This window comes from Oleiphilus sp. HI0067, assembly GCF_001635735.1.
The window spans coordinates 1-525 of the sequence record NZ_LWFI01000128.1; the positions used below are offsets into that span (position 1 = coordinate 1).

Sequence of the window (525 nt, forward strand, 5' to 3'; positions counted from 1 at the left end):
CCAGTTTTAGACAGTTGGTAAGAGACTATGTTGAACCCTCAGCAATTATTCGGAGTGATTCAAGATCAGGTTAATCAAGTTTTTCCTGAATTTGGTAAAGCTGCACAGGACGAGATTTCAAACAATCTGAAGATTGTTATTTCTAGTGTTATCAATAAGTTGGATCTAGTATCTCGTGAAGAGTTCGATGCACAACAAGCAGTGCTAGAGCGCACGAGAGAAATGCTTGAACAGTTAGAAAAGTCTGTACAGGACTTACAAAGTAAAATCGACGAGTAACACTCGTTTGGTCAAAAAGCTTTGCTAAGGATGGCAAAGTGAAACTTGCACCATGGTTGTGCAATATTTGAGCAAGGATGCGTAATGAGTTTGTCTATTGTGAAAACGCGGGCATTGTTCGGCGTTGAATCCCCTTCCGTGCGTGTTGAAACGCATCTATCCAATGGTCTGCCTTCATTTACCGTTGTTGGTTTACCCGAGGCGGCCGTAAAAGAAAGCCGTGAACGTGTGCGCTGCGCACTTATA

Annotated in this window: 2 protein-coding genes; both read left to right on the plus strand. The window is 42.7% G+C overall.

Annotated elements, in window-relative coordinates; all coding sequences use genetic code 11:
- Window positions 1-27: 27 nt before the first annotated feature.
- Window positions 28-279, plus strand: a complete 252-nt coding sequence (locus A3739_RS01750) for an accessory factor UbiK family protein (RefSeq protein ID WP_068473212.1) — start codon at window positions 28-30, stop codon at window positions 277-279.
- An 84-nt stretch (window positions 280-363) separates the two neighbouring features.
- On the plus strand, window positions 364-525 hold a 162-nt coding region (locus A3739_RS27905; RefSeq protein WP_304440240.1), incomplete at its 3' end, for a magnesium chelatase domain-containing protein.

Excerpts from the sequence above, each read along its gene's own strand:
- A3739_RS01750 (WP_068473212.1), top strand. The coding sequence starts at position 28 with ATGTTGAACCCTCAGCAATTATTCGGAGTGATTCAAGATCAGGTTAAT.